Source organism: Arsenicicoccus dermatophilus, from assembly GCF_022568795.1.
Taxonomy (GTDB): Bacteria; Actinomycetota; Actinomycetes; order Actinomycetales; family Dermatophilaceae; genus Arsenicicoccus; species Arsenicicoccus dermatophilus.
Window position 1 is genome coordinate 462,704 of sequence record NZ_JAKZHU010000001.1, and the last position, 21,709, is coordinate 484,412.

A 21,709-nucleotide genomic window follows, 5' to 3' on the forward strand; every position below is an offset into this window, starting at 1 on the left:
CGGTGGTTGGTGGGTTGGTGGGTCGGGCTCGTCAGGCGGTCGCCCCGCGGGGTCGGGAGGCGGACTCGACGAGCCGGTGGGCGAGGTCGCGCAGGGTCGTCAGCTCCGCCAGGGTCAGGTCGACGGACCCGGCCAGGCACTCCTGCACCTCGCCGGCTCGCGCGCGCAGGCCCCGGCCCTCGTCGGTGAGGCGGATGTGGACCTGGCGCCCGTCGTGACCCTGGCGCCGACGGGTGATGGCGCCGCGGGTCTCCAGCCGCCGCAGCAGCGGGGAGAGGGTGCCGCTGTCGAGCCGGAGCCGATCACCGAGGTCGCGGACGGTCACGTCGTCCTGCTCCCACAGTGCCAGCAGGACCAGCCACTGCGGGTAGGTCAGGTCGAGGTCGGCCAGCACGGGGCGGTAGGCGGCCTGGGTGGCGCGCGCCGCGGCGTACAGCGCGAAGCAGAGCTGGTGGTCCAGGGTCAGGTCGGGGGTCACGGGATAAAGATTGCACGCGATTGAGTTGTGTGCAACCTATATGGCGACCTGCCGCCCGGCCGGAGGCCGACCGGGCCGCCGCCCGTCAACGCAGCCGCCAGCTCCCGAGCGACGGGGGCGCCGGGGAGCGGCCCACCGCGGGGTCACCGCCGAGCGCCGGGTCCACGTCGGCGTCGCGCAGCAACCGCACCGACCGCACCCGGCGGGCCAGCTCGGCGCCGGAGCGGACGCCGGTGGGGAAGGGGGACCGCGCCACCCGTCGCCGGACCTCGTCCAGGTCCAGCGGTGATGCGGAGGCCACCAGCACCGCGTTGCCGAACCTGCGCCCCTTGAGCACGTCGTGGGTCGCGAGCACGCACTGCTGCCCGAGCCCGGCGGCCGACGCTCCCGCAGCCACCGCCGCGACGTAGCGGCCCGCGGGCTCGTCGGCGAGGTTGAGCAGGACCACGCCCGAGGAGGAGAGCACCCGGGCCACGTCGGACAGGAACTCCACGGTCCCCAGGTCGGCGGGCACCCGCCCGTCGGCATACGCATCGACCACGACGACGTCGGCCGACCCGTCGCGCAGCGCCGCCACCCCGGACCGCCCGTCGACCGGGCGCACCCGGATCCGGTGCCGTCGGGGGAGGGGCAGCTCGCGGCGCACCACCTCGGTGAGCTCGGCGTCCGGCTCGAGGACGATCTGCGGCGATCCCGGCCGGGTGGCCTCGACGTAGCGCGCCAGGGACAGCCCGGCCCCACCGACGTGGGTGACGCCGAGCGGCCCGGGCGGCAGCGCGTCCAGGACGCACGCGAAGTGCTGCACGTACTCGAAGGCCAGCACCGTCGGGTCGTCCAGGTCGACGAAGGACTGGGGGTGCCCGTCGCGCATCACGGTGGCGGCGCGTCCGACCCGTCCGTCCAGCCAGTCCAGCCGGATGCCGAGAACGCCCTCCTCGTCGCTCACGGCTCCAGCAGGACCTTGATCGCCCGCCGCTCGTCCATCGCGCGATAGCCCTCGGCCACCTGGTCCAGCGGCAGGGTGAGGTCGAAGACGCGGCCCGGGTCGATGGCGCCGGAGAGCACCCGCCCGAGCAGGTCGGGCAGGTAGCGCCGGACCGGGGCCATGCCGCCGGCGAGGGAGACGTTCTTGCGGAACATCCGCTCCATCGGCGCCTCCCCGCCGTGCGGCACCCCGACGAAGCCGACCTGCCCGCCGGGCCGCGCCGAGGCGAAGGCCTGGGCCATCGAGTCCTTGGTGCCGACGCACTCGAGCACGTGGTGCGCCCCGTGGCCTCCGGTGAGCTCACGCACCCGCTCGGCTCCCTCGTCGCCGCGCTCCTCGACCACGTCGGTCGCGCCGAAGGCCCGCGCCACCTCCTGGCGCGAGGCGTGCCGGGACATGGCGATGATCCGGGAGGCGCCCAGCTCGCGGGCGGCGAGCACCGCGCACAGGCCGACGGCGCCGTCACCCACGACGGCCACCGTGCCGCCGTCGCGCACCCCGGCGGACACGGCCGCGTGCCAGCCGGTGGCCATCACGTCGGACAGGGTGAGCAGGGACGGCAGCAGCTCCTCGGAGGGCCGCTCGGGGGTGGCCACGAGGGTGCCGTCGGCCAGGGGGACGCGCAGCAGCTCGGCCTGGCAGCCACCGACGGGCCGGCCCTGGCGGTCGGGGGATCCGTAGTAGCCCACCTGCTCGCAGGCACTGTGCATGCCCTCGCGGCAGATCTCGCAGGTGTTGTCGGAGTAGGTGAACCCGCCCACGACGAACTGGCCGACGGACACGGTGGCCACGTCGGACCCGACCTTCTCGACCACCCCGACGTACTCGTGCCCGATCGGGTGGGGCTCGTCGGTGGGGTTGACCCCACGATAGGGCCACAGGTCGGAGCCGCAGATGCAGGACCGCACCACGCGCACGACCGCGTCGGTGGGGGCGAGCACGGCGGGGTCGGGTGCCTGCTCGAGGCGGATGTCTCGCGGGGCGTGGATCATCGTGGCGCGCATGCCCTCATGGTTCCACGCAGGGTCTGCCGGTGCCCGTCCTGACCACGGGCGAACCCCTCGGCCCGCCACGGCAGGGGACAGCAGCGGCCGTATGCCGCGGCCTGCGGCCAGAGTCCCGGCACGCCCGCTCGTCTGACAGGATCGGACCCATGCCTCCCCGCCGCCGCATCCCCGTCGCCCAGGGCCGCGAGGCGCTGGTCCGGTGGCTCGCCGGGCCCGATGCCGCCGACCGCTCCACCACCGCCACCGCGGTGCGCCACCTGCTGGAGGAGCTGGAGCAGCGGCACCCCGGCCGCAGCCTGGAGGTGCGGGTGCCGCCCTTCGGGGCGGTGCAGTGCGTCGAGGGTCCGGTGCACACGCGCGGCACCCCGCCGAGCGTGGTGGAGACCGACGCGGCGACCTGGCTACGGGTGGCGACCGGCGCCCTGGCCTGGGACGACGCGGTGGCCGGGGGGCTGGTGCGGGCGAGCGGCCAGCGCTCGGCGATCGGCTCGCTGCTGCCCCTGGTCCCCCCCCCGTCGATCCCCCGGGAGGGTTGAGATGACCACCGTCGGCACGGACGCCGCCGAGACCGCTGCTGCCGGGACGCACCCGGCGACGCACGCCGGCGAGGCGCCGCCCCGCCCCGGCATACGCCTGGGTCTGACGATCCTGCCCGAGCACCGCTGGCGCGACGCCGAGCCGCGGTGGCGGGCAGCCGACGACATGGGCTGGGACCACCTGTGGACCTACGACCACCTCACCTGGTCGGGCCTGCCGGACGCGCCGTGGTTCTCCACCGTGTCCACGCTGACCGCCGCGGCGCTGGTGACCTCGCGGGCTCGGCTGGGGACTTTCGTGGCGAGCCCGAACTTCCGCCACCCGGGCGCCTTCGTGCGCGACGTGCTGTCTCTCGACGACGTGTCCGAGGGCCGGCTGCTGCTCGGCCTGGGCACGGGCGGCGAGCTGGACTCCCGCAAGCTCGGTGGGCCCGAGCTCACCGTGCGGCAGCGGGTCGACCGCTTCGAGGAGTTCGCGCGGCTGCTCGACCGGCTGCTGCGGGAGGATCACGTCGACCACCGGGGCACGTACTTCACGTGCGTGGACGTGCGCACCCTCCCGGTGCCTGCTTGCCGGCCACCCTTCGTCATGGCGGGCAACGGGCCACGCGCCCAGCGCCTGGCCGTGGAGCTCGGGGACGCCTGGGTGACGACGGGGCTGCACGGGGACGACGAGGATGCCTGGTGGCGCAGCCTGCGCGAGCTCTCGGGCCGCCTGGACGAGCTCGCCCCGCCCGCGGGCTTCCGTCGCTACGTCCACGCCGACCCGGCGCACCGCTTCGCGCTGGAGTCGGCCGACCGCTTCGAGGACGTCGTGGGCCGGCTCGGCGCGCTGGGCTTCACCGACGTCATCACCCACTGGCCGCGGCCCGAAGGACCCTGTGCGGGGGACGAGCGGGTCCTCGCGCAGGTGGCCTCCCGGCTGCTCGGCCGCTGAGCGAGCCCGCCCAGCCGGCCGTCCCTCGGTAGACTGCCTGCCGTGACCGACCCCGCGCCTCGCCCCCGTCGGGGCCAGCCCAGCTTCTCCCGCTTCATCATCACCGGGGCCGTGCTGGGGGTGATCCTCGCCACTGGTCTGGCGATGATCTCCGAGGCCCGGATGGACCCCTCGCACGCGACCTACGGGCTCGGACGCGTGCTCATGTACTTCGCCGTCGTCGGCGGCGGCCTGGGTGGTCTGCTGGGGGCGATCACCGCGCTGCTGCTCGACCGGCAGGGGTGACCCCTCGACGCTGTGGGACACTGGCGCCGTGGCACGAGGTGACGGTCGACTCAATCACGACATCCTTCCCGGAGAGTCCGGCCCTCAGGACGCCTGCGGCGTCTTCGGGGTCTGGGCGCCCGGCGAGGAGGTCGGCAAGCTCGCCTACTACGGGCTCTACGCGCTGCAGCACCGCGGCCAGGAGTCGGCGGGGATCGCCACCTCCGACGGCTCGCGGATGCTCGTCTACAAGGACATGGGCCTGGTCTCGCAGGTCTTCGACGAGACCTCCCTCGGCTCGCTGACCGGGCACCTGGCGATCGGGCACACGCGCTACTCCACGACCGGCGCCAGCCGCTGGGAGAACGCCCAGCCCACGCTCGGCGGCACCGAGCACCACACCATCGCGCTCGCCCACAACGGCAACCTCATCAACACCGAGGAGCTGCGCGAGGTCCTGGCCTCCCGCCACGTCGACGGCTTCGGCGACGCGGGCGGGGAGATGCGCCGTGGCAACACCACCGACACCGCCATCGTCACCTCGCTGCTCGGCAGCCGCGGCGAGGACGTCTCCCTCGAGGAGGCCGCCCTCGCGGACCTGCCCCTGATCAAGGGCGCCTACTGCTTCGTCTTCATGGACGAGCAGACCCTGTATGCCGCGCGAGACCCGCAGGGGGTCCGCCCGCTCGTCATCGGCCGCCTGGAGCGCGGCTGGGTCGTGGCCTCGGAGACGGCGGCGCTGGACATCGTGGGTGCGAGCTTCGTGCGCGAGGTGGAGCCCGGCGAGCTGGTCGTCATCGACGAGTCGGGGCTGCGGGCGCAGTCCTTCGCCGAGCCGGTCCGCAAGGGCTGCGTGTTCGAGTACGTCTACCTCGCCCGCCCGGACACCACCATCGCGGGGCGCGGGGTCCACGCCGCCCGCGTCGAGATGGGTCGCCGCCTGGCCCAGGAGCACCCGGTCGAGGCCGACATGGTGATGCCCTCGCCCGAGTCGGGGACGCCTGCGGCGATCGGGTATGCCGAGCAGTCCGGCATCGCCTACGGCCAGGGGCTGGTCAAGAACGCCTATGTCGGCCGCACCTTCATCGCTCCCTCGCAGACGATCCGGCAGCTGGGCATCCGGCTCAAGCTCAATCCCCTGCGCGAGGTCATCAAGGGCCAGCGCCTGGTGGTCGTGGACGACTCCATCGTCCGCGGCAACACCCAGCGGGCGCTGGTCCGGATGCTGCGCGAGGCCGGCGCCGCGGAGGTGCACGTCCGCATCTCCTCGCCGCCGGTGCGCTGGCCGTGCTTCTACGGCATCGACTTCGCGAGCCGCGCCGAGCTGATCGCGACCGGTCTGGACGTGGAGGCGGTGCGCCAGGCGATCGGTGCCGACAGTCTCGGATACATCAGCGAGGAGGGCATGGTGGGCGCGACCGAGCAGCCCCGCGACCGGCTGTGCACCGCGTGCTTCTCGGGGGAGTATCCCCTCGGCGTTCCCCGCGACCAGGAGAAGGTCCTGGGCACCCCGCACGAGGCCGACACCCCGCGCGGTGCCACCGTCTGAGCGATCGTCGTCCGAGAGGTCTCTCGTCGCCCAGGCCGGCGTGCACGGACCGGCCTCGGACGGCCTGCCGCCGGACGGTCCGGCGGACGAACCGTCCTCGCCGGTCGGTCGACCGGTGGGCGACCCCGAGCCCGTGCTTCCCGACATACCGATGACTGCCCCTCCGCAGAAAGGCCCCACCCATGAGCGAGCCCATCACCTATGCGTCCGCGGGCGTCGACGTCGAGGCCGGTGACCGCGCCGTCGAGCTGATGAAGGACTCGGTGCGCCGCGCCACCCGCCCGGAGGTGCTGGGCGGGCTCGGCGGCTTCGCCGGGATGTTCGACGCGTCCGCGCTGGCCGGGATGCGGCGCCCGGTGCTGGCGACCTCCACGGACGGGGTCGGCACCAAGGTCGCGATCGCCCAGGCGATGGACCGCCACGACACCATCGGCTTCGACCTGGTCGGCATGGTCGTCGACGACATCGTGGTGTGCGGGGCCGAGCCGCTGTTCATGACCGACTACATCGCCACCGGCAAGGTCGTGCCCGAGCGCATCGCCGCCATCGTGTCCGGCATCGCGGCGGCCTGCGAGCAGGCGGGGGTGGCCCTCGTCGGCGGGGAGACCGCCGAGCATCCGGGCCTGCTCGACCCGGACGAGTACGACTGCGCCGGGGCGGCCACCGGGGTGGTGGAGCACGACGAGGTGCTCGGACCCCAGCGGGTCCGCGCGGGCGACGTCGTCCTCGGGATGGCGAGCTCCGGCCTGCACTCCAACGGCTACTCCCTGGTGCGCCGGGTCTTCTCGGCCGCCGGGTGGGACTACGAGCGGCCCGTGGCCGAGCTCGGCGCGACGCTGGGGGAGTCGCTGCTGACGCCCACCCGGGTCTACTCCCGCGACCTGCTGGCGCTGATCCGCGCCGAGGGCGTCGACATCCACGCCCTCTCCCACGTCACCGGTGGCGGGCTGGCCGCCAACCTCGCCCGGGTCCTGCCGCAGGGCGTCCTGGCGACCCTGGACCGCTCGACCTGGACGCCGGCGCCGATCTTCGAGCTCGTGCAGCGCCTCGGGCAGGTGCCGCAGGCCGACCTGGAGCGCACCCTCAACATGGGCGTGGGCTTCGTCGCGGTGCTGCCCGAGGAGTCGGTCGACCGCGCGCTGGCGGTGTGCGCCGAGCGTGACCTGCCGGCGTGGGTGATGGGCCGGGTCGCGGACCGGGGGAGCGTCACGCCTGCCGAGGGCCACGAGGTCGTGCACGGTGCCAAGGGGGTGGACGGCGGCGCCGTCCAGCTCCTCGGGGCGTATGCCGGCTGACGAGCGCCGACGGTCGCGACGCTCGCCAGGCACGACAGTGGGGAGGGCGTCACCCGCGGGTGACGCCCTCCCCACTGTCGTCGAGGCGAAGGGATCGCGACCTCCGAGGCCGGAGATCGCTGGCCCGAGGCCGCGATCGGTCAGGCATCGGGACGGGCGTCAGCGCCCGCTGGCTGCCCAGCCGTCGTAGTCGTCGTAGTCGTCCTCGTCGTCCTGCGTGGTGCGGGTCTCGCCCGACTCACGCTGCGACGATGCGTGCAGTTCTCGCTCAAGAGCACTCAGATCGGTGTCGGGAGTGAAGTACTTCAGCTCCCGGGCGACCTTTGTCTGCTTGGCCTTGGCCCGGCCGCGCCCCATGGCGTGACCCCCTCGCGCGTCTGCCGGAGCAGCATCGCCGGCCGCGACTGACGTCGTGGCGAGCGGAGCGACCCCGGGAATCTCGTGTCTTCGTGAGGGACACGGTACATGCTGCGAAGGTCTGGTGCGCAGCCGCGCCGAGGGATGGAGTGGCGCTTGAATACTCTGAGTGACAAGTGGCGGCTATCTGGCAGTGATGCCGAGCGCACTAGTTACCCCCATATGGGGGTAAGATTACACAAACATCGCTCATACGTTACATTCAGTAGTAGCGTTTCGAGTCAAAGGGACGCTTCGTACCTGTCTTCGACTACTGAGAGTGACTTGGTAACGGAGTGGCCGGAGAGTCCACACGACGGGGACGCACGTCCCCCAGAGCACGGGGAGTACACATGCCGCAGCGCGATCAGGACGGCGAGAAGCTGCTGACGCCGGCCGAGGTGGCCGAGCTCTTCCGGGTGGACCCCAAGACGGTCACCCGGTGGGCCAAGGCCGGCAAGCTCAACTCGATCCGCACCCTGGGCGGGCACCGCAGGTACCGGGAGACGGAGATCCGCGCGCTCCTCGAGGGGGTCGGGGAGGGCACCCGACTCGCCCACTGACCCCACCTTATGGCGCCTCGGTTATCAGTGATCAACTGATAGCCGAGGCGCTCTTGGCTACACTTGCGGACATGTCAGGGCAGCAGTCCGGGGCCGCGCTCCTCGACGACGCGTACGTCATGCTCGGCGACCTCGTGCGGTCCCGCGCGGCCGGCGACCGGATGGCCCTGCACGAGACGGTGGTGCGGGCGCTGGCGCGGACCGAGGCCCTGGTGCCGGCCGTGATGGCGCCGACGGTGACGGTGGGGGACGAGTTCCAGGGGGTCTACGCGACGGCGGGCGATGCGGTCCTGGCGTCCCTGGTCGTGCGGCTGCTGCTGCTCCCCGACGTGGACGCGCGGTGCGGCCTCGGGCGCGGGCGGGTGCAGGTCCTGGACGGCACACGCACCCCACCGCTGCAGGACGGCCCGGCGTGGTGGGCCGCGCGCCAGGCGATCGAGGAGGCCGAGCGGCGGGGCGCGCGGCCGGCGACCCGGTCCTGCCGCAGCTGGTATGCCCACGGGCCGGGAGCGTCCGCGGACGGCGAAGCCGGCATACGGGCCGTGCTCGTGCTGCGGGACGAGGTCGTGGCCGCGCTCGACGATCGCGCCAGGAGGGTGCTCCTGGGGGGTCTGTCGGACCTGACCCAGACAATGATCGCGAAGCAGGAGGGCATCACCCAGTCCGCCGTGTCCCAGATCGTCTCCCGGGGCGGGCTGGCTGCGGTGATCGAGGCCCATCGCCTGCTGCGGGAGGCCGACCGGCCTGCCTGACCCGACCGTGGGGAGCGCTCGTGACCTTCCTCGCCATGTGGCTGCTCGCGGCCGGTCTCGGTGACCTCCTGCGCCCGGGGGCGGAGCTGGACCCCCACCGGCGCTGGTGGTGGCCCGCCGCCCTGGGCGTGCCGGTGCTCCTCGTGGTCTGGCTGCTCGCGGGGATCGACGGTGGGCTGCGCCTGGTGGCCCTGCCCCTGATGGCCGCCCTGCTCGTCGGCTGGGCGCACACCTCCACCGCGGCCGTCGCGGCGGGGGCGGGGGAGGAGTCGTCCGCCCACCCGGCCGACCCGCACCGGCCCGCGGCCCTCGCGGTGCTCCTCGTGACCGTCGTCGTCGGCTTCGCCGTGGCCGGCCTGGACCCGGCCGTGGCCGGCCCTCTCGCCCGGTGGTGGCGCGGGCTGGGGCTGGCGTCGCTCGCCACGGTGCCGCCGACGCGGGCGCTCATGGTCCTGGCCGTCGTCGTGGCGCAGGTGGGTACCGGCAACGTCGTCGTGCGGCTCGTCCTCGACGCCGCCGGAGCCCATCGGGAGCCCGGTGTCCTGCGCGGCGGGCGCTGGCTCGGCCCGATGGAGCGGCTCTTCCTCGTCGTCCTGGCCCTGGCCGGCCAGCCGACGGCGGCCGCAGTGGTGGTCGCGGCCAAGGGCCTGCTGCGGTTCCCCGAGCTGCAGGACCAGCGAGGTGCCGGACAGCGGATCGACACGGTGACCGAGTACTTCCTCCTGGGCACCTTCACCTCCTGGCTCGTCGCTCTGGGATCGGTGCTGCTCACCCTCCGATGACAGGGCGGGTGTGGCGCAGAATCACCAGCGAGGTTTGTGACAATGACCCCATGAGTGCAGACACGGTGCTGGCGGGACGCTATCGACTGGACCGCTCCATCGGTCGCGGCGGCATGGGACAGGTGTGGTCGGCGCACGACCTGCGACTGCAGCGGCAGGTCGCGGTCAAGACCGTCGACCTGGCCGCGGCCGGCGACGACGTAGCGGCGGCCCGCTTCCAGCAGGAGGCCCAGGCGACCGCCGCCCTGTCCCACCCCAACATCGTCACGATCTTCGACAACGGGATGGACGGCACCACGGCCTTCCTCGTGATGGAGCTGCTCGCCGGACCGAGCCTGGAGGAGCTGGTCCAGGACGAGGGCCCTCTGCCGGTGGACCAGGCGCTGGAGCATGCCCAGGACACCGCCTCGGCGCTCGGGGCCGCCCATCGGGCCGGGATCGTGCACCGCGACATCAAGCCGAGCAACCTCATGCTCGACGCCCGCGGGGCGCTCAAGATCGTGGACTTCGGCATCGCCCGCCTGGACCAGGCGCGCACCAGCCGACTCACCGCCACGGCCATGGTCATCGGCAGTGCCCCCTACCTGTCGCCCGAGCAGGCGACGGGCGGGATCGCGAGCCCGCAGAGCGACCTGTACTCCCTCGGGTGCGTGCTCATGGCGCTGCTGACGGGAGAGCCGCCGTTCGAGGGCGAGCATGCCCTGGCGATCCTGCACCAGCACCTCAGTGCGACCCCGCCGCGTCCCTCCGACCTGCGCCCCGGCGTCCCGGCCGCCGTCGACGACCTGGTCGCCCAGCTGCTCGCCAAGCGCCCCGAGGAGCGCCCCGCCAGCGCCGGTGACGTGGCTGCCCGGATCGCGGCCATCCGCCGAGGTGTGGCCCCCCGGACCACGGTGCTGCCGCAGGCCGGCGCAGCCGCGGCCACGACCGTGCTGCCCCCCTCGGCCGGTGCCGGAGGCGCCCCGGTCCGCCCTCCCACGACCGGCGCGGCGCAGGTTGCGGGGCCGGTGACGGTTCCCGCCACGCACCCCACGACCGGCGCCACGCCGCAGCCCATGACCGGGACCGCGGGGGTCGTGCCGGAGCCGCGGCGACGTCGCGGTGGGCTGGCAGCGCTCCTGTTCGTCCTCCTGCTCCTGGCGGCGACGGTCGGGCTGCTGTGGAAGCTGGGGATCCTGTCGGGCACCGGCACCCCCGCGACGCCTGCCCCCACCACGACCCCGGTCCCGGCGGTCACCACTGCCACCACCACGACCGAGGAACCCACGCCGACGGCCACGACCACCACCCGCAGGCCCCGCCGCACCAGCCCCGCGCACACGAGGACCGCCACCACGCGGCCCACCGTGACCGTGACGGAGACGCCGAGGACTCCCACGGACACCCCCACAGACGTGAGCCCGACCCCGGATCCCACCTGGACCACCGCGGCCACCGCATCGGTCGGCGCCCTCCGCCAGGCCGTGGACGCGGCCACCCTGCCCAAGCCCTTGGAGCGCGACGTCAACAGCACCCTCGACCGGTTGTCCGGCGCGGTGGACAAGGCAGATGCGGCGGCGGCACGGGACGCGATCGGCGAGCTGGACTCGACCCTCCGCGAGGCTGCTGAGCAGGGCGTCGTCGACGACGGCACCGAGACGCTGGTGACAGGTGCGCTCAACGCCGTGAACCAGCTGCTGCCACCTGCCTGACCGACGCCGGCGGGCCGCTGCTAACCTGCGCCCATGCCTCCGGCTCGAGGGTTTCCCACGGTGGTCTTCTACGGCGACTCCATCGTCACCGGCTGGCGCGGCATCTCGGCCCCCCAGCGTCGGTGGAGCAGTCTCGTGTGCGCCGAGCTCGGCTGGCGCGAGGTCAACCTCGCCTTGGACGGGATGGGCTTCTGCCGACGTCGAGGACCACGGGACGCCGCCGGCCAGCTGACCGCCTCCACCACCGACACCACCCTGCTGGACGCTGCTGTCCGGCTCGGCCCGGACGCGGTCGTGGTGTGCCTGAGCGCCAACGACCTGGAGTACGTCGAGGCCGACGCCGACCAGGTCGAGGAGTGCGTCCGACGTGACTTCCGGGAGCTGACGATCGGACTGCCAGGAGTGCCCGTCGTGGCGGTGACCTACTTCCGCGGAACGGCCCTCGGCTGGCGCGGCCTGCGGATCATCGCCAACGTGGAGCGGGCCTGTGCCGAGTACGGCGCGATCTACGTGGATGAGTTCCGGCGCGTGGTCGACGGTGACCCCCGCCTGCTGAGCTGGGACGGCATACACCCCAACGACGCCGGGCATCGTGCGCTCGCCGACTGCATCCTGCCCACCCTGCGGGCTCTCGACCTGGACGTCGACCCCATGGCGGCCGGAGCCTGAGTCGCCGATCCCTCGCCTCTCGTCCCTCCCCCCGCGCAGGACGTGGGTGCCGGGCCAGGAGCTGGGTCGACGGCCCGCGGTCAGCTGGCTCGCGGCCCCTGCCGCTCGCCCTCGTACGACGACCGAGACCCCATGACGTGCCACACCAAGGCACCCATCGGCACGGCGACCAGACCGGCCCGGACCAGCACGACCGCGCGGCGGACCTCTGGAACGACCCTGCTCGCCAGCAGCACCGTCGTGGTCGCGATGACGGCGATGCCGAGGGCGAGCAGGAGAGCCGGAGCGCGAAGGACCGTGCGTGGAAGGCTACGTCCCGGCCCGGGGCGACCTGAGGGACCGGACCGGCTCGCCACGAGGTGGCGAGCGGGTGGCTGCAGACGAACGTGGTGACCGTGGAACGGTCGGTGTGGTCGACGGCAGGCGGGTCGAGGGGTCGACCCAGGGCGGGCGGGAGCGCACGGTGAGCATCGACGAGGGGACGGTGGCGGTGCTGCGTGAGCACAAGCGCCGGCAGGAGGCTGACCGTGCTCTGGCCGGTGCACGTCGTGTCCGCCCGTCTGGGTCACGCCGATCCCTCGATCACCCTGCGGGTCTACGCGCACGTCCTCGCGGACCAGGCCGCCGGTGCCGCGGATGCCTTCGCGCAGGCGATGGGGGGAGCCGGGCTCGTGTCAGCACAGGCTTGTGCAGTCCTGTCCCGGAGACGACGAAACCCCAGCGTCAGCATGGGGACTGACCTGGGGTTCTGGGTGGTGGCCAGGGGCGGGGTCGAACCGCCGACCTTCCGATTTTCAGTTGCAAATCAGGCTGTCCAGAACGTCCATCCTGGACGTTTGTGCAGGTCGAGCGCGTGGGCCTGTGCAGCGCTGTCGGGCCTCTCTGACCCTCTGGTTAGCAGTCTGTTAGCAGCAATGGTCGTCCTGGTCGGGGCGTCGGCCCCGCATGGCTCTCCCTGTGGGGCATCTCGTCGGGTCGGCGCGTCAGCCGTGATCGTGTCCGCGGCGGGGTGGCAAGCCCCTGGTGTCGATGGGGTGGTGTTCGCATGTGCGGGAGCACGTACCCCGGCCCTGGGTGGAGTGGGGGCTTGCTGCCCCGTGGTGGGCGCGATAGCCCGTAGGGGCCGAACCGATGGGGTGCCCCTGGTGAGTCTGTCCTCTATCTCAGAGGGGAGGCCGGGGGTTCGGGGGCGGAGCCCCTGAGTGGTGGAGACTTCTGGACGTTGAGCGGCCCTTCGGACCTGACCGGTTCCGGGGGCCGCTTCGTCATGTGTGGGCCCGGGGAGCCTGCGGTGGCCGAGCGCGAGAACGGCCGCCAGGCCGCAGCGCAGCGCCGGCCGCCGCAGGCGGACGGGCCCGCGCGCCGAAGGCGCGCCTTGAACCAGTACAGAAACTCCTCACTCAGCCCTCTGTATAGAGTTACGATGTAGGCAACTGTGCGAGCAAAGTTTGCTCGACGGAATTAGGGGGAGACGAGATGGTGGCCAGAGTTGCCCAGTGGTTTGTTAAAGATCTGAAGTCTCTAGGAGAGTCCAAAATCCCTCTGCGACGATTAGATCTCATAACCGGTCCCAATAGCTCAGGAAAAAGCAGTTTCATTCAATCGATTCTGTTCGCGACGCAAAGCATTGCCCGCGGTGTATTTCTTTTGAACGGCCCATTGGTACGCTTTGGGAGCGCCGACGATGCGATTCGTGATGGGGCTAGCTCTATGGAGTTTGGAGTGTCAGTCCCTGTTGGTTCCGACGAGAAGATGCCCGCGAAGTTTCAATGGTCACTGAAGAGCGGCGGAGACGAACTACTTCTGTCCAATCTCACGGCTTCCCTGCCAGATGAAAAAGTTTTTGAGGCAACCGATTCTTATCTTTCTCAAGCCACTCGCGCGGAGTTGATTGACAAGTTCCACGGCGACGGCGTGTTGCGTATTAAGACCATCGCCGGCAGCCGTGCGCCGGCGCGAAGTTACATCATTTTCCGAGGAATGTTACCCTCATGGATAGTTACACCCTTCAATCGTGACGAATTTCTCCAGCGTCTTTCTCGGTCAGTCGCGCGTCGAGATCGGGCAAATGATCTTAGGGATTACCTGGCCGCCTATCCCGAGATTTTTAAGAATCTTGGCTTAAGAGAGAGGCCGATGCATCTACGGCCATGGGGGATCCTGGGCGACCTTGAGTCTCTTGACGATGTCGAATATGATGAGACTTTGGAGAAAATTGCTAATCGAATAGCCGAGCAGGGTTGGGAGCCGATAAACGTATCTCAGACTTCATTCAAGCCGCTGAGCGATGGTCGCTTGGGCCGTCTTGACAACGTCCTCATATTCTTGATCTTTCTGTCCGAATCAATGTCGGACTTTGCAAGCAAAGTGAAATATTTAGGGCCGCTTCGTGACGAGCCGCGAGTTATTTCTCCGTCTGGTAGTCTTTCTCCGGCAACTCCCGTGGGCGTACGGGGCGAGTACGCCGCAGACTATCTGTCATCAGTAAAAGATCGAACCATTTCGGTAGCTAATGCTCGCGGGATCATATCCGATATGACGATTGGTGGGGCTCTTGCTGAATGGATAAGGTATTTGGAGTTAGGAGATGAGGTACGAGTCCTTGATCAGGGTAAGTTAGGAAAGGGGTTTGTACTCAAAGTTGGCGACTCTGAGCGTGATTTGACGACAATTGGAGTGGGCGCCAGTCAAATTCTTCCCGTGTTATTGCTGGTTATTGCGGCCGAACCAGGATCCCTGGTCCTCATTGAGCAACCTGAGCTCCACCTGCATCCTGCTGTTCAGAGCAGGCTCGCAGATTTTTTACTTGTTGCTCGACCTGACCTTAGAATCGTTGTGGAAACACATAGTGAATACATGGTTACTCGAGTTCGTCTTAGGGTCGCACAGAAGAGGATTGCTACCGATCAGATAGCTTTGCTGTTCGTCGAGAAGAGGGCGGATAGTTCTGTGATAAAGCATCTCGATTTCAACAGTATAGGGAGCCTATCCGAGTGGCCAGAAGGATTTTTTGACAGCCAAGAGCAGGATGGCGCGTTGATTCTCGATGCAATCTCTAAGGCCATCAAGCGAGATGGAAAACGCTCATGAATATCTTGACCGATCCTGCGCTCTTAATACCCAAAGACTCAGACGATGGCCAAGAGGCGAATAACCAAATGGATTTCTGGGTCAGCCTCGCCGGGTGGGCTGTAGACAATCGACTCAGGGTTTCAGAAAACGTTTTCGACCTAGCCACGAACTTCTATAACGAACATGGGTACCCACACGCATGGTCGATTTTCCCACGCGAGGTTAAAAATGAATGTCAACGTGCGGTTTCCTCTTTGCTGCAGAGGGTGATACCTCCCTGTAGTACTCAGGAAATTGTCCACCTGGACCCTCCCTACGATGACCAGCGTGAATTCGGCGAGGCGCTAGAGCTGGATATAGGCGCGGTGGGGAAAGAAACCGTCTTAGCGATAGCCTGCGCAGAGAGAACTTGGACGACCCTCCCCTCTGTGGCCGTGCAGTGCACAGACCTGGGTAGTCCTACGGTGACGATCGAACTCCTGCGTGCGCCCAATGAATCGTTACCTTCCGAAGAGGGTGAGCATCTTAAGTCTGAGACAAAAGGAAAGACTCTCCTCATTTTTGGGGCAAAAATAGACTCATCGAAGCTTGACAAGATTAAGCGAATCTGCGACTTCAAAGACATTCGATGGTTCGAGTCCGAACCGGAGAAGCATATTAGGGATATCGACAAAAAGATCTCTGGGCGTAGAGGTTCGAACACTATTGTAGTTCTAGTGACTGGATTCATTAGTCACGCAGAGTCTGAGGAAGTGGAGAGAGCCTGCAGATCTAACGAGATCCCACTTCGTCAAACTAGGTATCCCGGGAAGATTCTTCACGTGGTTCGGGAGTCAATTCAAGCACCATTTGACTGCGGCCAGACTTAAAAGTATATAGACGCTTAATGGCTGCGGTGGATCTTGAGGTGGTGCCTGCAAGAAATTTGAACTTCCCTATGTGGGCCGATTTATTCGACGCTCGATTGCGAGCCTTTTAGTGATCTTTCTATGGGCTGCAGTGGAGGTGCGCTTCCTGATCGCGGACCCAGACGGTATGCGCTGATTCCAGCCTCGGGCTCATGTCACTGCATACCGTCTAGCCGGGTTAGTTGGCGTCGGGGGTTTGCGTGCATGAATGCACGTGCGGGCTCAAGGGCGTTCATGCTGTGGTGATGAGTGAAGTCTCCGATCGCCCGCCAACCAAGACTGGTATAGGTGGCGATAGCAGCCTCGTCTTTGAGCATGACATCTAATACGGCGGTGCGGTCATGAGCGGAGGCGGCTGCGGTTGCGGTGTGGCATAGGCGGCGACCTAGCTGGTGACCCCGGGCGTCTGGGGAGACGAAGAGGCGACCTAAGACCGCAGTCCGTTCGACGGGCTCACCAGCCAGTTCGGCCCATATGCGGGGTGCATGGTCGTGGGGGCCTGGTTCGGTGAGGGCGACGTGGCCGACCACCTTGCCGTCGAGTTCGGCGACCCAGGCGCCGAGGGGCTGTTCGAGGTGGAGCCAGGCGTAGGGGTCGGCGACGCCTTCGACGGGGTAGCCGTTTTGGGCGTGGACCTGGACGAGGATGCGTGCGAGCTCGTCTAGGTCGTCGTCGCGTCGGGGCCGGATGGTGACTTCGGGTTCGGGGGTCATGGGCTCAGTCCTCTACGGGCATGCGGTAGTCGAGGGCGCTGCGGTCGGCGCGCATGACGAAGGTGGTGACTTCGAACGGGCGATCTTGGTCGTCGTAGCCGGTGTGGGTGAGGTCGATGACGGGCACGCCGTCGGGGATGCGCAGGCCGGCGACCTCGTCGGGGGTGGGCATGCGGGAGGAGATCTCTTCGCGGATGGTGGTGATGGGGTGGCCTTTCTCTTCGAAACGGGCGTAGAGGGACCCCTTGCCCATCTGGGCTGAGTCCGCGATGGGGGTGCCTTCCACGATGCTCCACGGGGAGTAGGTGACACCGACCTGGATCGGTTCGTCGTCGGCGTAGTACCAGTTCTCGCGGCGCACGACGGTCTCGGTTTCGGGGTTGATGTCGAGGCGTTCGGCGACCTCGGGGATGGGTGTGATGCGGGTGATGCTGGTGCAGTCGACCCGGGGTATGCGGCCCTGGGCCTCGACCTCGGCCCGGAAGGGTGACTTGCCCGTGGACTCGCGCAGGGTGCGGGCGTAGCGGCGCTGCCCGAACCGCATCAGTGGTGGCTTGGGGCGCACGAAGACCCCGCGGCCGTGCTCGGCGGTAACCAGTCCCTCGTCCGCCAGGATGCGCACGGCCTCCCTCGCGGTGTTCCGCGCGACCCCGTGCGTCTCGGCGAGCGTGCGCTCGGACGGCAGCTTGTCACCCGGGGCAAGATCTCCGTGGGCGATGTCCTCGCGCAGGGCGCGGGCTAGGCGACGGCTTGCAGGCTCAGCGGGGGTCGGAGAGGTCATGTCCCCATCCTACGAACTGGCTTGCGCCAGCACTTGACAATCACTGGCTTAAGCCACTTGACTGTCCTCACCAACTGGCTCAAGCCAGTTCTGACGAGAGGACAGTCACGATGGCTATGCAGAAGCGGATTCCGTTCGCGCACCACGCGGTGTTCCCGCACTCGGCGTTTCTGGTGGGTGAGGTGGTGGCGGTGGTGGACTTCAACGCCCCGGCACGGGCGGACGGCAGCAAGCCCCAGCAGACGGATCGGGACTCGGGCCTGCCGGTGTGGTCGGTGCAGGTGCTGGATGCGGATCCGGAGGCGGGGAAGAAGGACAAGACGGTGACGGTGAAGATCGTCGCCGCGCATCAGCCGGTGCCGCCGGTGAACGAGACGCCGTTCCCGTTCACGCCGGTGGAGTTCGTGGGCCTGACCGCGCTGCCCTATGTGGAGGAGACGGGGAATGGCCGGGCGCGGATCGCGTGGTCGTATCGGGCTGAGGGGATGGTCGCCCCCGGCCAGAGCAACAAGGTGCAGGCGCCGCGGAAGTCTGAGGCGGCCTGACCATGACCACCACGGCTTCTACCTCAGACACCACCCCACCCCCGACCACCCCGGCCCCCGCGACGGTCGCGTCGACAGCCTCGGCTGCCACGCCGGTCCTGTCTCCGGTCCTGTCTCCGGTCACGTCCACGACCACGGTCGTCGTCTCGTCTGCGGGCCAGTCGAGGGGCCGGATCGCAGGTCTCGCGCGGGAGGTGGGCCCGGCCCTGGCCACGACGGTCCGTGCCGTGCTCGTCGGTGCGTGGTGGGTGCTGCGGTGGTGTTGGCGGCACAAGCGCCCCACCGCGGCCCTCGCTGTCGCGGGGGTGGTGGCGTGGGTAGCAGGCGGCACCCGCCTCCTGGCCCTCGTCCTCCTCGCCGTCGTGGTCCCGGCTGGGGTGGGGGTGTGGTGGCGGGAGACAGACCCCGTCGCCTATGAGCGGTGGTGTGCGGGCCCCTGGCGACGGGTCTGCTTGTCGTGGTGGTGGCGCCGGTCCTGGCCGGGCATGAGCCAGGTCCTCGACCTCGGCCGGGAACACACCACCACGGCCAAGGACGGCGACCCCGTCACGGTGTGGCGCCCCGCCCGCGCCCGGGTGAAGACCACCTCCACGACCCTGCACGTCCGGGTGCGGGTCCCCGCAGGAAAGACCGCCGCTCACGTGCTCGCTCAGGCGGAGGCGGTCGCGGCCATGGCAGGCGCCTCCTCCGTCCGCGCCGAGAAGGCCTCCCCGAGCGTCGCGGTGTGGCACCTGTGCATGGTCCGCGTCCTGGACACCCCCCGCCCCTCGACGCCCCCGACCAGCGCACGCGGCCCCGTCGTCCTCGGGCGGCGTGAGGACGGGACGGATCTGACATGGGACCCCTGGACCGATGCGCACATCGGGTTGCAGGGCCAGACCCGCGGCGGGAAGTCCCACGGCGTCCAAACCCTCCTCGCCGGGGTGTCCATGCGCACCGACGTCGTGGTCACCGGCTGCGACCCCTCCGGCATCCTCCTGGGCCCCTGGACCAACGGTCGGGGTGGGGCGTGGATCGCCACCGGCACCCGCGACATGACTCAGCATGCCGCGGTCCTGACCGCCCTCGTCACCGAGATGGACCACCGCATCGCCACCCTCACCCAGGCGGGGGTGGACAAGCTCACCCGGTTCACGGCCGCGACGCCGGTCCTGGTCGTCGTCCTGGAGGAATACCCCGGCCTGCTCGCCGCGGCCCGCAGCGACGACGACACCACCGGCCGCAAGGCCGGCGACCGCATCACACCCGTCATCGAACGGCAGGTCGGACGCCTTGTCCGGGAGGGCGCGAAGGTCGGGGTGCGGGTGGTGGTGCTCGCGCAGCGGATGAGCGCGAAGACCCTGGACACCGACGACCGCGCCAACCTACCCACCCGCATCACCCTGCGCTGTGACTCCACCGACAGCATCCGCATGCTCCACGACGGCACCGACGTCGACCCCGCCGACGTCCGCGCCTTCCCACCCGGCGTCGCCCTGGTAGAGACCCCCGGCCACCCCCTCACCCGGGCACGCCTCGACGCCACCACCTACGCGACGTACCTGCGCCGCGTCGAGGACGGCACCCACGCCACCAACACCACCCCCAGCGCCTGGCAAGCCCCCGCCCTCGCCGCCACCCACGACGTCACCCGCGTGTCCGCACACGTCCACGAACCCGGCGCGTCACTCGTCGAAGGCACCCCCACCCCCAAGAACCGACGCACCCGCACCACCAAGACCACTACCACCGACACCAGCACGAGTCCCGTGACCGACGCGGGAACCATCGACATGACCTCCAGCAGCAGCACGGTCCCGAAGGAGGAGGGAGAAGCCGCATGACCACCCACGACACGCCCTGGGCCGCTTCTGCTGCGTGTGCTACTCGCCTGGACCTGCCCTGGCTGAGCGACCACGCCGACACCACTCCCTGGGACGCGGAGGCCATGCGGGGCGTGTGCGCGGCCTGCCCGGTCGTGCTCGACTGCCTCGCTGCCGTTCACGCCCTCGACATCACCGGCGGCTGGTGGGCCGGTGCCGACCGCGACCCCCACGCGCATACCGCCGACACCGCCCCCGCCTGGGCCACCCACACCCCCGACCAGCCCGTGGCCGGGACGGCGTGGGAGCCCATCACCACCCGCCGCGGTCGCGTGGTCGGCGCTCAGGGCGCCATGCCCCTGCTCGGGAGGGCGGCGTGAGCGTGGTGGACAGCCACAGTGGCGCACCCACCCGCACCCCAGGAAAGACCGGCGCGTCGTCGTTCGGGTCGTTTCCGGGGTTCGGGGAGGGTGCACCGCTGGACCTGCCCACCACCCCCGCCGTTGTCTCATCCCTCGTCTCCCGGTTCGCCGACGGCACCCACGACGCCCTCGCCGACGCCATCGCCTCCGTCGGCAACTGCACCCACCCCATCCGCCTCACCGGCCACTCCACCACCGTGGATGCCAAGACGGGTGAGGTCCTGTCCACCTTCTCCTCCGCGCAGGCGCCTCTGGGTGAGGTGCTGATCCCGTGCGGGAACCGCCGCGCCCACATCTGCCCCGCCTGCAGCCGCGTCTACGCCCGCGACACCTTCGAGCTCATCCGCGCCGGCATCACCGGCGGCAAGACCATCCCCGCCGCTGTCGCCACCGCGCCCCTGCTGTTCGTGACGTTCACCGCGCCCTCCTTCGGACTTGTTCACGGCACCCGACCCGACAACGCCAAGTGCCGACCCCGCTCCGGTGATCGGGTGGAGCGCTGCCCCCACGGCGTTCGCCTCGCCTGCAACCGGGTCCACCACGACGACGACCCGGTGGTGGGGTCCCCGTTGTGCTGGGACTGCTACGACTGGACCACAGCCCTCGTCTGGCAATGGTGGGCCCCCGAACTCTGGCGCCGCACCACCATCACCATCCGCCGCCACCTCGCCGCCCACCTCGGCACCACCCCGTCACGATTGCGGGAGGTGGCATCCCTGCAGTTCGCCAAGGTCGCCGAGTACCAGACCCGCGGCGCCATCCACTTCCACGCCCTCATCCGCCTCGACGGACCAGAAGGCCCCGGCACACCAGCACCCATCGACGGCGACACTCTCGCCACCCTCATCACCACCGCCGCAAGAGCAGTCACCTGCCCAGCCCCGGCCGCCGCCGACTGGGACACACCCCGCACCCTCGCCTGGGGACGCCAGATCGACGTCAAGACCATCACCACCGGCCCACATCACCTGCGCACGTCGGACGACCTGTCCCCCGAGCAGGTCGCCGGGTACCTCGCCAAGTACGCCACTAAGGACGCCACCGACCTCCGCACCGACGCCCACCGACCCCACCTCGCGAAGTTGGCCGCCCACGCACGTCACCTGGGCCTGCTGGCCGCCGTCCGGGACGGCCGCCGCGCCCGCGGCAAGACCCCCACCGCCGGGGGCGTGGACCCCAAGACGGGCCGCGACGTGTACGCGCTCCTGGGGAAGTGGGCCCACATGCTCGGCTTCCGCGGCCACTTCGCCACCAAGAGCCGCACCTACTCCGTCACCCTCGGCAAGCTCCGCCGAGCACGCCAGCGATTCCAACGCCTCGCAGCCCAAGCAGCCCGTGAAGGCCGGCCCCTGGACACCCGCGACCTCGAAGCGCGATTGCTGGCCGATGACGAGGACGAGACGACGTTGGTGATCGGGTCCTGGACCTACGCGGGCACCGGCTGGCCACGCCCCGGCGACGCCGCCCTCGCCACCGCCGCAGCCACCCGCGCCCGCGAATACCACCAATGGCGCGCCCAACAGCGCCGATCACTCCCTACCCCTGCTCGATGAAGAGGACGA

The 21,709-nt window shown here is 69.7% G+C and carries 22 protein-coding genes and 1 tRNA gene; 16 read left to right on the plus strand and 7 right to left on the minus strand.

The features are described from left to right. Positions 1-31: 31 nt before the first annotated feature. From MM438_RS02205 to MM438_RS02215, 3 genes are all read right to left on the minus strand, one after another. Positions 32-478, minus strand: a complete 447-nt coding sequence (locus MM438_RS02205) for a MarR family winged helix-turn-helix transcriptional regulator (RefSeq protein WP_241450155.1) — start codon at positions 476-478, stop codon at positions 32-34. An 85-nt stretch (positions 479-563) separates the two neighbouring features. After that, on the minus strand, positions 564-1,424 hold the full coding sequence (locus MM438_RS02210; RefSeq protein ID WP_241450156.1) for a spermidine synthase: 861 nt from the start codon (positions 1,422-1,424) through the stop codon (positions 564-566). Next, positions 1,421-2,467 carry a zinc-dependent alcohol dehydrogenase family protein gene (locus MM438_RS02215; RefSeq protein WP_241450157.1) on the minus strand — a complete coding sequence of 349 codons (1,047 nt, stop codon included), beginning with the start codon at positions 2,465-2,467 and terminating at the stop codon, positions 1,421-1,423. The genes MM438_RS02210 and MM438_RS02215 overlap by 4 nt, the downstream gene beginning before the upstream one ends. A 149-nt stretch (positions 2,468-2,616) precedes the next feature. Here MM438_RS02215 and MM438_RS02220 point away from each other — a divergent pair, with 149 nt between their 5' ends. The 5 genes from MM438_RS02220 (at position 2,617) to purM (ending at position 7,051) form a co-directional block, all read left to right on the plus strand. After that, positions 2,617-3,006 carry a sterol carrier family protein gene (locus MM438_RS02220; RefSeq protein ID WP_241450158.1) on the plus strand — a complete coding sequence of 130 codons (390 nt, stop codon included), beginning with the start codon at positions 2,617-2,619 and terminating at the stop codon, positions 3,004-3,006. Between the two features lies 1 nt (position 3,007). Continuing rightward, a complete protein-coding gene (locus MM438_RS02225; protein WP_277627908.1) occupies positions 3,008-3,943 on the plus strand; it encodes an LLM class flavin-dependent oxidoreductase in 936 nt (311 codons plus the stop codon). A 42-nt stretch (positions 3,944-3,985) separates the two neighbouring features. Next, on the plus strand, positions 3,986-4,228 hold the full coding sequence (locus MM438_RS02230) for a hypothetical protein (RefSeq protein ID WP_241450159.1): 243 nt from the start codon (positions 3,986-3,988) through the stop codon (positions 4,226-4,228). Between the two features lie 28 nt (positions 4,229-4,256). Then, on the plus strand, positions 4,257-5,756 hold the full coding sequence (purF, locus tag MM438_RS02235) for an amidophosphoribosyltransferase (RefSeq protein WP_241450160.1): 1,500 nt from the start codon (positions 4,257-4,259) through the stop codon (positions 5,754-5,756). A gap of 182 nt (positions 5,757-5,938) precedes the next feature. Then, on the plus strand, positions 5,939-7,051 hold the full coding sequence (gene purM / locus MM438_RS02240; protein ID WP_241450161.1) for a phosphoribosylformylglycinamidine cyclo-ligase: 1,113 nt from the start codon (positions 5,939-5,941) through the stop codon (positions 7,049-7,051). Positions 7,052-7,210: 159 nt separating this feature from the next. Here the strand turns inward: purM and MM438_RS02245 are convergent, their stop codons facing one another. Further along, positions 7,211-7,408 carry a DUF3073 domain-containing protein gene (locus MM438_RS02245; RefSeq protein ID WP_241450163.1) on the minus strand — a complete coding sequence of 66 codons (198 nt, stop codon included), beginning with the start codon at positions 7,406-7,408 and terminating at the stop codon, positions 7,211-7,213. Positions 7,409-7,800: 392 nt separating this feature from the next. Here MM438_RS02245 and MM438_RS02250 point away from each other — a divergent pair, with 392 nt between their 5' ends. The 5 genes from MM438_RS02250 (at position 7,801) to MM438_RS02270 (ending at position 11,904) form a co-directional block, all read left to right on the plus strand. Then, positions 7,801-8,010, plus strand: a complete 210-nt coding sequence (locus tag MM438_RS02250) for a BldC family transcriptional regulator (RefSeq protein WP_241450177.1) — start codon at positions 7,801-7,803, stop codon at positions 8,008-8,010. Positions 8,011-8,081: 71 nt separating this feature from the next. Then, positions 8,082-8,762 (plus strand): SatD family protein, encoded by a 681-nt coding sequence (locus MM438_RS02255; protein WP_241450186.1) that lies wholly within the window; start codon positions 8,082-8,084, stop codon positions 8,760-8,762. Between the two features lie 20 nt (positions 8,763-8,782). Beyond that, entirely contained in the window at positions 8,783-9,544 is a 762-nt protein-coding gene (locus MM438_RS02260) for a hypothetical protein (RefSeq protein WP_241450188.1), read from the plus strand. Positions 9,545-9,594: 50 nt separating this feature from the next. Beyond that, a complete protein-coding gene (locus tag MM438_RS02265) occupies positions 9,595-11,235 on the plus strand; it encodes a protein kinase domain-containing protein (RefSeq protein ID WP_241450204.1) in 1,641 nt (546 codons plus the stop codon). A 33-nt stretch (positions 11,236-11,268) separates the two neighbouring features. After that, positions 11,269-11,904, plus strand: coding sequence for an SGNH/GDSL hydrolase family protein (locus tag MM438_RS02270; RefSeq protein ID WP_241450219.1), 636 nt, complete (start codon positions 11,269-11,271; stop codon positions 11,902-11,904). Positions 11,905-12,657: 753 nt separating this feature from the next. Here the strand turns inward: MM438_RS02270 and MM438_RS02275 are convergent. Then, positions 12,658-12,738, minus strand: a tRNA-Ser gene (locus MM438_RS02275). 642 nt (positions 12,739-13,380) lie between these two features. On the opposite strand from MM438_RS02275, the gene MM438_RS02280 reads away from it, so the two are divergent. Further along, on the plus strand, positions 13,381-14,994 hold the full coding sequence (locus MM438_RS02280) for a DUF3696 domain-containing protein (protein WP_241450222.1): 1,614 nt from the start codon (positions 13,381-13,383) through the stop codon (positions 14,992-14,994). Continuing rightward, positions 14,991-15,845, plus strand: a complete 855-nt coding sequence (locus MM438_RS02285) for a DUF2325 domain-containing protein (protein ID WP_241450224.1) — start codon at positions 14,991-14,993, stop codon at positions 15,843-15,845. Before MM438_RS02280 ends, MM438_RS02285 begins: the two co-directional genes overlap by 4 nt. A gap of 194 nt (positions 15,846-16,039) precedes the next feature. Here the strand turns inward: MM438_RS02285 and MM438_RS02290 are convergent, their stop codons facing one another. Beyond that, a complete protein-coding gene (locus MM438_RS02290) occupies positions 16,040-16,597 on the minus strand; it encodes a GNAT family N-acetyltransferase (RefSeq protein WP_241450226.1) in 558 nt (185 codons plus the stop codon). Between the two features lie 4 nt (positions 16,598-16,601). Continuing rightward, a complete protein-coding gene (locus MM438_RS02295) occupies positions 16,602-17,378 on the minus strand; it encodes a GntR family transcriptional regulator (RefSeq protein ID WP_241450228.1) in 777 nt (258 codons plus the stop codon). A gap of 110 nt (positions 17,379-17,488) precedes the next feature. Here MM438_RS02295 and MM438_RS02300 point away from each other — a divergent pair, with 110 nt between their 5' ends. The 4 genes from MM438_RS02300 to MM438_RS02315 all read left to right on the plus strand — a co-directional run bounded on the left by MM438_RS02300 (position 17,489) and on the right by MM438_RS02315 (position 21,700). Beyond that, positions 17,489-17,923: a plasmid replication, integration and excision activator gene (locus tag MM438_RS02300; protein WP_241450230.1), complete on the plus strand. Its 435-nt coding sequence runs from the start codon at positions 17,489-17,491 to the stop codon at positions 17,921-17,923. Positions 17,924-18,408: 485 nt separating this feature from the next. Continuing rightward, positions 18,409-19,746, plus strand: coding sequence for an FtsK/SpoIIIE domain-containing protein (locus MM438_RS02305; protein ID WP_241450232.1), 1,338 nt, complete (start codon positions 18,409-18,411; stop codon positions 19,744-19,746). After that, positions 19,743-20,105, plus strand: a complete 363-nt coding sequence (locus MM438_RS02310; RefSeq protein WP_241450239.1) for a WhiB family transcriptional regulator — start codon at positions 19,743-19,745, stop codon at positions 20,103-20,105. The genes MM438_RS02305 and MM438_RS02310 overlap by 4 nt, the downstream gene beginning before the upstream one ends. Further along, positions 20,102-21,700: a replication initiator gene (locus MM438_RS02315; protein ID WP_241450241.1), complete on the plus strand. Its 1,599-nt coding sequence runs from the start codon at positions 20,102-20,104 to the stop codon at positions 21,698-21,700. Before MM438_RS02310 ends, MM438_RS02315 begins: the two co-directional genes overlap by 4 nt. The last annotated feature ends 9 nt before the right edge of the window (positions 21,701-21,709 follow it).

What these genes read in the sequence shown, in the direction of transcription:
- MM438_RS02290 (WP_241450226.1), bottom strand. Translation starts at nt 16,597, where the DNA reads ATGACCCCCGAACCCGAAGTCACCATCCGGCCCCGACGCGACGACGAC.
- MM438_RS02270 (WP_241450219.1), top strand. Translation starts at nt 11,269, where the DNA reads ATGCCTCCGGCTCGAGGGTTTCCCACGGTGGTCTTCTACGGCGACTCC.
- MM438_RS02220 (WP_241450158.1), top strand. Translation starts at nt 2,617, where the DNA reads ATGCCTCCCCGCCGCCGCATCCCCGTCGCCCAGGGCCGCGAGGCGCTG.
- MM438_RS02305 (WP_241450232.1), top strand. Translation starts at nt 18,409, where the DNA reads ATGAGCCAGGTCCTCGACCTCGGCCGGGAACACACCACCACGGCCAAG.
- MM438_RS02295 (WP_241450228.1), bottom strand. Translation starts at nt 17,378, where the DNA reads ATGACCTCTCCGACCCCCGCTGAGCCTGCAAGCCGTCGCCTAGCCCGC.
- MM438_RS02225 (WP_277627908.1), top strand. Translation starts at nt 3,008, where the DNA reads ATGACCACCGTCGGCACGGACGCCGCCGAGACCGCTGCTGCCGGGACG.
- MM438_RS02255 (WP_241450186.1), top strand. Translation starts at nt 8,082, where the DNA reads ATGTCAGGGCAGCAGTCCGGGGCCGCGCTCCTCGACGACGCGTACGTC.
- purM (WP_241450161.1), top strand. Translation starts at nt 5,939, where the DNA reads ATGAGCGAGCCCATCACCTATGCGTCCGCGGGCGTCGACGTCGAGGCC.
- MM438_RS02215 (WP_241450157.1), bottom strand. Translation starts at nt 2,467, where the DNA reads ATGCGCGCCACGATGATCCACGCCCCGCGAGACATCCGCCTCGAGCAG.
- MM438_RS02245 (WP_241450163.1), bottom strand. Translation starts at nt 7,408, where the DNA reads ATGGGGCGCGGCCGGGCCAAGGCCAAGCAGACAAAGGTCGCCCGGGAG.
- MM438_RS02300 (WP_241450230.1), top strand. Translation starts at nt 17,489, where the DNA reads ATGGCTATGCAGAAGCGGATTCCGTTCGCGCACCACGCGGTGTTCCCG.
- MM438_RS02310 (WP_241450239.1), top strand. Translation starts at nt 19,743, where the DNA reads ATGACCACCCACGACACGCCCTGGGCCGCTTCTGCTGCGTGTGCTACT.
- MM438_RS02285 (WP_241450224.1), top strand. Translation starts at nt 14,991, where the DNA reads ATGAATATCTTGACCGATCCTGCGCTCTTAATACCCAAAGACTCAGAC.
- MM438_RS02280 (WP_241450222.1), top strand. Translation starts at nt 13,381, where the DNA reads ATGGTGGCCAGAGTTGCCCAGTGGTTTGTTAAAGATCTGAAGTCTCTA.
- MM438_RS02250 (WP_241450177.1), top strand. Translation starts at nt 7,801, where the DNA reads ATGCCGCAGCGCGATCAGGACGGCGAGAAGCTGCTGACGCCGGCCGAG.
- MM438_RS02265 (WP_241450204.1), top strand. Translation starts at nt 9,595, where the DNA reads ATGAGTGCAGACACGGTGCTGGCGGGACGCTATCGACTGGACCGCTCC.